The organism is Shewanella marina JCM 15074 (assembly GCF_000614975.1).
In the GTDB taxonomy this organism is placed as follows: Bacteria; Pseudomonadota; Gammaproteobacteria; order Enterobacterales; family Shewanellaceae; genus Shewanella; species Shewanella marina.
The window spans coordinates 62,286-71,408 of record NZ_BALM01000020.1 but is presented as its reverse complement, the minus strand read 5'-3'; the positions used below and the strand labels follow the sequence as shown (position 1 = coordinate 71,408).

The window sequence follows — 9,123 nt, the reverse complement described above, 5'->3', positions numbered from 1 at the left end:
AGATGTTTCCCTTGCTTGATCTTAAAGGCACTATTGCCCAAGGGTTTTATTGGATTACATGGACAGGCACAACACCTTACGGGATTGGCTTTATCTTATTTATATTAGCGATCTGCTTTAGTTTAGTACCACGGAAAATATTCATTCACTTATTTTTAGCCGTGGGATTAAGTCAGGTAGTGGGATTGGTGCTTAACCATGAGCTAAAAGATCATTTCCACGAGCACCGCCCTTATGTGCAGTGGTTTGAACAGCAACAGCAACTTAATAGTGATTTCTTTTATCTGCAAAGCAAACCACATAAACAAGCGATGGTAAAACAAGCTATTGCTGAGAATTTTAGAACATTGCCAATGTCAGAAAGGATCAGCGAACATTGGCAACGAGAAGTGGGTTATGCGTTCCCATCGGGTCACACTCAATTTGCGGTATCGTTTGCATTAATCGTCAGCTTTTACTTACTCAGTGCAGGCTTTGTTAGTATGCCAATATTAATGACCTTCTGGGCTATTTTAATGGGCTTTAGCCGTATGTTCTTAGGCTTACACTGGCCTCAAGATGTGCTAGGTTCAAGCTTTATTGGCGGCTTACTAGCATTTGCATCAATCGCCATCATACAATGGCTTGCCCCCAAGATTGGTCATAAATATCCCAAACTATATAGCTAAATGCTACTGCATTAATTGAAGTTCCATTTGATCAGCTTGCTTAGCAAAATCAGCGAGCTGTTCAAAATGCTCCACAGTCCAATACCCCATTGAGCGCAATTCTATCGGTAGCATTTTAAAGTGCTGATGCTTACTGTCATCCAAATCAGTTAGTTTTAATACTCCCCAACGCTCAGCAGATTGTAATGACAACTCAACCCCATCTTCAACCCCATTCGGCTTGAGCGTTAATGCCATTGAATAATCACGTTTTAACAATAACCATTTATTCGGCAGAGATTGCTTGCTATTCCACCAAATACCATCCAGCTGTAATATTTTTTGCTCCGTTTCATCGGCGGAAACTGCGCCAAGCTCTCTTAATTTTCCTTTAAACTTATGATTAAACGCCGCAATAAACTGCTCCTTATCTATTTTAGGAACGGTTTGTAAAATCTCTAACGCCACTACGGCCCCTAACATATTAGAATAGAGATCTTCTGGTGAAAATGCAGATGCAAGCTCAGGAAAACCCGCCACACTCTTTAAACCAAACCACTGTGCGATCTCATGCCACTGCGCTAATCGAAAGGCGGTAACAGCAGCAAACTTAGCTGCTTTTTCTTGTCGAGTAGCTAAACTCAACACTTGCCCACAAGAATTCAACTTAATACTACGTAATTTTAATTCAGGCCCTAAATCAATTTTCGAACACTTACCGATATTGTGAACCACACGACGATACAGATAATACGTATAATCTGCGGTATCACGCACATGAGCGGTATCAATAAAGCCACCTTTTTTGGTAAAAATTAAGCCATTTTTCTCTTCACCCAGTCCAAGTAAACTAGATATAGGACCTTGTTTACCATCGTTATAGATATGTTCACCAATATCAGTTACATCGAGTGTATTTTTAATATTAACAAATGGCATCGATAGACCAGCAAAAGCAACACCTAAGTCTGTGCCAAAAGCACAACATGGTCTCACCCCCTGCGGCGCAGTAATCACTCCCGCTTGACTAACAAAGCAAACTCCACTTAACACCAATGCAATTAAGCCCTTACACCACATTAGAAAGCCTCATTAATATGAAAATAAAAACCACTCACCGAACGACCAAAACCCATATCTAATCTTACGTTTACTCTAGATTTAAAACTAAACCGATAACCAATGCCAAAATTGGGCAAAATAGGTTGTTCATTCAGTTGATCAAATGACGAAGCAATAATGCCAGCACCTAACCAATAAACCACACCATGTCGACCCCTAAGGTGTTGCCGGTACTCAATTTGAGTCGATAAATATTGTTTGTCTCGATACTGACCTTGGTAATAACCGCGCATGCGCTTATCACTCCCTAATTCAGCTAAACGATACCAAGGCACATCACCCCACAAACTTTGAATATATAACTCTGTGGCAATAACATCTTGATTGCTCAACTGATAATATTCACGCCAGTTACCGATGAGTTGACTAAAATTCTGATCTGAGCCAATTGCAGTCGAAAACTGACTATAGTTAACCTGCACAAACCGACCTGAGTAGGGATTAGGTTCAAAGTCTCGACTATCAAACTCCACACCTAATACCACAGCACTACTATATTGAGTGGCTGTATTTTCAGGCACCATAGGTCCATCAAAGCTTTGCTGACTTAATATTTGCCCATCCCACCCGATAATCAAATACGTTTCAGGCAATATTTGTTGGGCAAATCTCGGCGTAAACTTTATCGATAAAGCATCATAAAGCGTTTCATTATTGGCATTTTGTCCCTGCTGATACCCTACTCCATAATAATACTTAGGTTCTTTACTGACCCAAAAGTCAGCTAATATTCGTTGCTGATCACCGTCTAGATAACTTCTATTCTCAAGCCCGACACCATAACTACCATTAGATGAAACAAAACCTTTTAAGGCCAGTGTTGAAATAGCATCACCCGTTTGCCAATCATCTGCACCATATAAACCAATAGCAGCAATGCCCAATCCGAGTCCCATTTCTGGATTAACAAATGGACCCGGTAACACGCCCCAATCAATACCTTGGCTAACATCCACTGTTTCGCTGGCACCCAAGTCTTGCAACAACTGCTCAAACCATGAGGTATCAGGTGTTGCTGACTCAGCCAGTCCCTTGCTAGGTAACAATATTAATGCGCATAAGCTTATTAATTTTGCTAACCTCAACTTATTCGCCATTAATCAACTCGTCCTAAAACCGTGCTTCGATGGCAAACATGGCGCTTTGGCGGGAACCAAATCCCCATTCAGTCATTAATGACACTGAGTGATTAATTTGGTACTGCGCTCCTACAATGCCATTCCAAGGCGCGGTTAAATGCTGATTCACCTCAAACTTGCCATCACCAGAACGATTAACGATATCTAATAAACTTTTCACTTCGCTAGGCAAATCTAAATCATTAATTTGGCCAGTTAGAAACTGATCAATATCTTGATACATGGCACCAAACCACACCCGTAAAGGCTGCTGATTAACCGTAAACTCATACCCCAATCGTGGTGATAAAACGAAGGTTGAGATTTCGCCGTCAATCACGGTTAAGTCCGTTTTGGTATAACTGGCATCAATCAAGGTAAACCAATTACCCGTACCACCGGCCACTGTTACCCCAGCACCATAAACATAACCATCTAAATCTAATCGAAAAGGTAAATCTTTTAAGCTATCAGGTAACGGGAGCTCAGCACCAGAAGGTAAAGTAAACTTATTAATACTGATATTAGTGTCTGAATAACCCTGCACCTTACCGCCAATTGCATACAAATTTAAAAAAGGTAATAGCCACGCATCAGCTCTAATATGAAATACCTCCGTCATCTGATGCCCTTGCGTCGTTGTAATATCAATCGCATCAGTAGCAATCGGTTTATTTAAAAACTTCAAACCACTAAAACCGATACTATCGATATTAACGCCCTGCTCAACTTTCATGTAACCACTACTAATACCGTATGCAGGCGGTAATTTATGCCCTAAAGCCAGTGCTTCCTCTTTTAAAAATGGTAGCTCAAATGCTGATGCGCCATAACTTGTCGTTAAGGCTATTGCAGCCACCATAGATCCAATTACTTTTTGCAAAATATTCCCTTAATCACCCAGATTGCTTAAATCAATATTGACCAAAACCCATGACTCTTGTGGTTAAACGGTTTTAATTCTAAAGGTGACAACATACAGTAAAGGCAGCACCACTAACGTTAATGCGGTTGCAAATAACAAACCGAACATAATGGTCACAGCCATACTCTTAAAAAATGGATCAATCAATAATGGTGCCACGCCTAAAATCGTTGTTAATGCCCCTAGCACCACAGGTCTTGCACGACTTAAAGCCGAGCTAATTACTGCTTGATAGGGCTCCATCCCCTGTTTAATTTCAACATCAGCTTGATCAACTAACACAATGGCATTTTTAACCATCATGCCAATTAAACTTAGGAAGCCTAAAATAGCCATAAATTCGAATGGGGTCTGGAATGCAGTTAAGCCCACAACAACCCCTATCACAGAAAGAGGTGCCGTTAACCAGATAACCAATGGCTGCTTTAATGCGTTAAACATAAAAATCACAGCAAGAATCATGCACTAAAGCCATAAGGTGCTGAAATAGCTAAGCCAACGTTGGCATCCTTTGACGCTTTATACTCACCATACCAAGTCAACTCATAGCCCGGTGGTAAAGGAATCGCTTCAATTTTAGATTTTACCGTTGCAAATGCTTCAGCCGTTAACATGCCAGGAGCCGGATCTGCCTGCGCTAAAATAGTCGGCATACGATCAATTCGGCGCACTAAAGAGTCTTGCCATATCATATCGATACGACTAATAAACTGACTAACAGGCACATAGCTACCCGTTAACTGGCTAAACACCTGTGCATTTTCTATCGCACGCTGATGTTCACGCTCAGATAGTGGTGCACGGACGACGATCGGGACTAAGTCGTTATTTTCACGATAAACCCCAACAGTACGGCCTTGTAAAGTCTGCGAAATCGCCTGATTTAAATCACTAATCGTCAACCCAAATTGCTGTGCTTGCTCTAACATAAAGTGAGGGCTCGCAACTGGAATTTGTTGACGCCAGTCATCTTGGATAGCAATAAGATCTGGTTGTTGTTGCATAATCGCTTTAGCTTCTTCGGCCAATTGACGCAACACTTGAGGATCTTCACCTCTAAATCCAGCTTCAATCTTCTTACCACCACCACGACCCAACATAAACTTCCACACTTTGATCGAAGTTTGTGGGAAAGCTAATTGCAATTCACTCTGTAGTTCACTCAATAATGGTGAGATTTGCTTATAATCTTCAACATCAATCAGCAATTGACCATAGCTTGGATTACGTGATTCAGGCGCATAAGTCAGCATAAAACGTAGTCCGCCGCCACCAATAAAACTAGCAATATCAGTCACACCTTGTTTTAGTTTTACTTGCTCAGCGACTTGTGCAACAACGGCTTTAGTCTTTTCAATATCACTGCCTTGCGGTAAATAGATATCAACCACAAATTGTGGTCGCTGCGATTCAGGCATAAATCCAGGAGGAATAAAACGCATCGACATCACTGCCGCGACTAACAATGCCAGTAACAATAAACCACTGGTTTTACGATGATTTAATACCCAACCTAATAATCCTGCATACGCTTTAATGATGCGCCCTTGAGGTGCATCCGCCGCGACAGGTTTTACGGTCAAAAACTGGTAGCATAATAGTGGAATGATAGTGACCGCGAATAACCAACTTAGAAACATTGAGTAGAGAATTACCCAAAATAATGAGCCAGCATATTCCCCCATATCACTAGGAGATAGACCGATAGCACTGAAGGCTAAAATACCAACGGCGGTACCGCCAAGGAGTGGCCAAATAGTGGCATTAACGACAGCATTAATCGCACTGCGCTTATCTTCGCCTTTTTGTAATCTGACCAATACGCCATCAGTCACCACAATCGCATTATCAACTAACATGCCTAAAGCGATAATCAGCGCACCTAACGAAATACGCTGCATAGCAATATCATCAATTAACATGATAATTAAAGTGCCGCATACGGTGAGCAGTAACACAAAACCGATAATAATGCCTGAACGAACGCCCATAAAGATCAGTAACACCACAAATACGATAGCAATCGCGGCAATCAAATTATCAATGAAGTTACTCACTGAGGCATCTACAGATTCTGACTGTAGTGAAATCGCATGTAACTCCATGCCGATTGGACGACGGGATTCTAGCTGCGCCAATTTAGCCTGAACGGCACGCCCCATTTCTACTACGTTACCGCCAGCAACGTTAGAGATACCGAGCCCAACAGCGCGTTCACCGTTATACATCATATAAAATGAACTCGGCTCAGCTAATCCTAAACTCACATCGGCAATATCAGCTAAACGGATAATCGCTTGGCGCTCACCAATACCGATTTGCAACTGCTTTAGCGCATTTATAGAGCCAATAGATTCAGCAGGAATTACGGGTAAACGCATGCCATCAGCAACAAAACTGCCAGCATTGACGACCAAGTTCTGCTGTTGTAAGACTTGATATAATTGCTGAACAGAGACTTGATAACTAAGCATTTTTTCAGCGGACAACTCAACAAAAATCTGTTGCTGTTGCGCACCTAATACCGCCGTTTTAGCCACGCCGGGAACTAATGCTAGTTCACGACTGAGCATATCGACATAATCTTGTAATTGCTTGTCACTGTAACCATCCGCCGTAATGGCATAAAACAGCGCATATACATCAGCAAAATCATCATTGACCATGGGCGCACTTGCACCCGGTGGTAATAAACGCTGCGCATCCATCACTTTTCGGCGCAGCTTATCCCACACCTGTTGCAATTCAGCTTTGCTACCAGCAAATTCAAGTTTTATTTCAACGGTAACCTCTGACATCCCAGGCCGAGAAACAGATTTTACCTCTTTCAGTTCCTGCAAAGATTGCACCGCACCTTCAATCACATCTGTGACTTCATTGGCAACCTGCTCAGCCGATGCACCGGGATAACTGGTATTGATTACCGCTTGACGAATAACAAACTCAGGATCTTCAAATCGACCTAATTTTTGGTAACTTAAATATCCGCCTAATAAGATAAGTACAATCAATACCCAAACGCTGGTACGTTTTGCAATAGTGTAATCACTGATACTCATGACAAGCTTCCTTTAGCCACTAAAGGACGTACCTGAGTTCCTTCTGTCAAACTCGAAACGCCTGCAGCAATATAGCGGTCACCAAGAGTTAAGCCAGAGACTACCTGCACATGGTCGCCAATAATGGCACCTAAGGTGACGAGTTGTTTTACAGTTTGCTGCTGCGCATCCACCTTCCACACGTAAGTGCTACCAAGATTATCAGGCATAATAGCTTGCAGAGGGATAGAGATAACTTGTTGCTGTTGCAGGTTGTGAGCGATCACTTTTACTGCCATTCCTGGCAATAAATTAAAACCTTTCGCATCATCTACAGCCAGCACAACTTGATAACTTTGGCTATTATCAGCCAAGGTTGAGTAATGTTTCAGCGTTAATGGCAACTGCACACCCGGCAATAAGCTCGACTCAGCAAATGCCTGTTCAGATTTAGGCTGCTTGAGCATGACGCCAGTAGCACGTCAATCACGACTTCCATCTGTGCCACATCATGTAAACTCAATACAATTTGATTAGCTTGTACTTGAGTGTAATTATCAGCATGTTTTTTGCTGATTTTGCCTGCAAATGGGGCAAATAATAGCGTGTTGTCATAACGATATTGGGCATCTGCTAAACGATTTTTAGCAATTTCGAATTGAGTGCGTAATTGATCAAGTTCACTTTGTGAAATCAGCTGAGAAGTCGCACTAATTTTAGTACCACGCTCAAAATCAAGCTTAGCTTTGACAAATTCAGACTGGGCAGAATCTTTAGCGATTTCAAATTCACGGTTATCCATTGCAGCCAATAATTGACCCGCAGTGACAGTATCACCTTCATCAACTAATAATTGACTCAAACGACCGCCGACTTTGAAGGCTAATGCAGCCTTACTTGATGACTGCACCACGCCATTAAAGGTTAGCTGTTCGACTTGGCTAGTGGTGACGGTATTAATTAATACAGGCCTAATTACTTCAACAACAGTGGCAGTTTCAGTTGTCTCGCCACATGCAGTCAAACTTAATAAAGCCATGATAAATAAAGCATGCAACTTAGATTGTTGCCATTTTTTTGTCATTATTATTGCCATTATCACTACCTAACCAAGTTAGTGCTCAATCAAGCTCCACAGAGCAATTAGAAGTTGAGCGACTCAAAAAAACATAAAGTAAACTTATAAGTGTAGTTTTTAGGTAAAACTGAACTCGACCTTAATCGACACTACAAAAGTAAACTCACCAGTGTAATTTACAGACAAAAGTAAACCCACTAGTGTAATTCACATAAAAAGTAAACTCACAAGTGTAATTTACCAATAAAAGTAGACTTACTAGTTTAATTTATAAAGATGAAGCAAATGAGTAAACGGCAGAATAACCAATTTGAGAGCAAGATCGCGGTTTGAAAATCAGTTACACGAGAAGATATTACATATAGATCATTTCATTCAGAGGTGTATCAAAATGCATGATATTTCTATCCTAGATTTTATTTGGCGCTCAGTTCCATTACTGTTTATGTTGTTTGTCATTGGTTATGCTTTTTTAAACCTAAATAACAAACACTAATCACGCTAATAAAATTGTCATATTTCTCTTAGTAATAACTAATGTTAACATTGGGCGCATTTTAATTTTATGTAGCGCAAGTATGAAACTGACGGATATTAAACGACAAAATATTCTCCGAGCTGCTAAATCAGCCTTCGGTAAAAATGGTTTTACCAACGCCAATATGAGCAACATTGCAGCTGATGCTAATGTATCAAAGCGCACACTCTACAATCATTTTTCCAGTAAAGAACAGCTATTCACCGAAATTTTAAAAGATAACCATAAAATGGTTACGGATCGCCCTGAATTTCATTATCGCCCTGAGATCCCAATCACTGAGCAATTTATGCAAATAGTGATGGCAGATCTTGAGTTTAAAGATAATATCTACGACGTTAACCTAACCCGAACCATCGTGATGGAATTTATGCGTAGACCTGAGTATGCGCAAAGCTTGATCACTGAGTTATATAGCCGCAATGGCTTCTATTACTGGTTAAAAGATGCAGTCGCTGATAAGGCACTCATCATCGAAAGTATCGATGATGCCTGCCTATTGTATAAGAGTATGTTTAATGGTTTCTTCTTGTGGCCACAGGTGATCACCAGTTTGCCCGAAGTCGATGAAGCCACTCGATTACGACAAGTCAAACTCATCGTATCAAGCTTCTTAACCAATTACTTACCTAAATAATTCAAGGTCAAATAACCTAA

The 9,123-nt window shown here is 41.0% G+C and carries 9 protein-coding genes; 2 read left to right on the top strand and 7 right to left on the bottom strand.

Annotated features, from left to right (window positions below):
* Positions 1–668 (top strand): phosphatase PAP2 family protein (locus JCM15074_RS14470; protein WP_025821900.1); only part of this gene is annotated, 668 nt, incomplete at its 5' end.
* Between the two features lie 3 nt (positions 669–671).
* Here the strand turns inward: JCM15074_RS14470 and JCM15074_RS14465 are convergent.
* The 7 genes from JCM15074_RS14465 to JCM15074_RS23730 all read right to left on the bottom strand — a co-directional run bounded on the left by JCM15074_RS14465 (position 672) and on the right by JCM15074_RS23730 (position 7,934).
* Complete coding sequence (locus JCM15074_RS14465; protein ID WP_025821898.1) at positions 672–1,727, bottom strand: DUF4056 domain-containing protein; 1,056 nt, start codon at positions 1,725–1,727, stop codon at positions 672–674.
* Positions 1,727–2,815, bottom strand: coding sequence for a BamA/TamA family outer membrane protein (locus JCM15074_RS14460; protein WP_199899818.1), 1,089 nt, complete (start codon positions 2,813–2,815; stop codon positions 1,727–1,729). Before JCM15074_RS14460 ends, JCM15074_RS14465 begins: the two co-directional genes overlap by 1 nt.
* A gap of 64 nt (positions 2,816–2,879) precedes the next feature.
* Entirely contained in the window at positions 2,880–3,770 is an 891-nt protein-coding gene (locus tag JCM15074_RS14455) for a hypothetical protein (RefSeq protein ID WP_037469766.1), read from the bottom strand.
* 63 nt (positions 3,771–3,833) lie between these two features.
* Positions 3,834–4,274, bottom strand: coding sequence for an efflux RND transporter permease subunit (locus JCM15074_RS25415; RefSeq protein ID WP_304621832.1), 441 nt, complete (start codon positions 4,272–4,274; stop codon positions 3,834–3,836).
* On the bottom strand, positions 4,271–6,871 hold the full coding sequence (locus tag JCM15074_RS22330; RefSeq protein WP_304621831.1) for an efflux RND transporter permease subunit: 2,601 nt from the start codon (positions 6,869–6,871) through the stop codon (positions 4,271–4,273). The genes JCM15074_RS25415 and JCM15074_RS22330 overlap by 4 nt, the downstream gene beginning before the upstream one ends.
* On the bottom strand, positions 6,868–7,254 hold the full coding sequence (locus JCM15074_RS23735; RefSeq protein WP_051536911.1) for an efflux RND transporter periplasmic adaptor subunit: 387 nt from the start codon (positions 7,252–7,254) through the stop codon (positions 6,868–6,870). The genes JCM15074_RS22330 and JCM15074_RS23735 overlap by 4 nt, the downstream gene beginning before the upstream one ends.
* On the bottom strand, positions 7,245–7,934 hold the full coding sequence (locus tag JCM15074_RS23730) for an efflux RND transporter periplasmic adaptor subunit (protein WP_051536910.1): 690 nt from the start codon (positions 7,932–7,934) through the stop codon (positions 7,245–7,247). The genes JCM15074_RS23735 and JCM15074_RS23730 overlap by 10 nt, the downstream gene beginning before the upstream one ends.
* A 572-nt stretch (positions 7,935–8,506) precedes the next feature.
* Here JCM15074_RS23730 and JCM15074_RS14440 point away from each other — a divergent pair.
* A complete protein-coding gene (locus tag JCM15074_RS14440; RefSeq protein ID WP_025821893.1) occupies positions 8,507–9,103 on the top strand; it encodes a TetR/AcrR family transcriptional regulator in 597 nt (198 codons plus the stop codon).
* Positions 9,104–9,123 lie beyond the last annotated feature (20 nt).

Coding starts and splice junctions, on each gene's coding strand:
- JCM15074_RS14465 (WP_025821898.1), bottom strand. CDS start 1,727: ATGTGGTGTAAGGGCTTAATTGCATTGGTGTTAAGTGGAGTTTGCTTT.
- JCM15074_RS25415 (WP_304621832.1), bottom strand. CDS start 4,274: ATGATTCTTGCTGTGATTTTTATGTTTAACGCATTAAAGCAGCCATTG.
- JCM15074_RS22330 (WP_304621831.1), bottom strand. CDS start 6,871: ATGAGTATCAGTGATTACACTATTGCAAAACGTACCAGCGTTTGGGTA.
- JCM15074_RS23730 (WP_051536910.1), bottom strand. CDS start 7,934: ATGACAAAAAAATGGCAACAATCTAAGTTGCATGCTTTATTTATCATG.
- JCM15074_RS14440 (WP_025821893.1), top strand. CDS start 8,507: ATGAAACTGACGGATATTAAACGACAAAATATTCTCCGAGCTGCTAAA.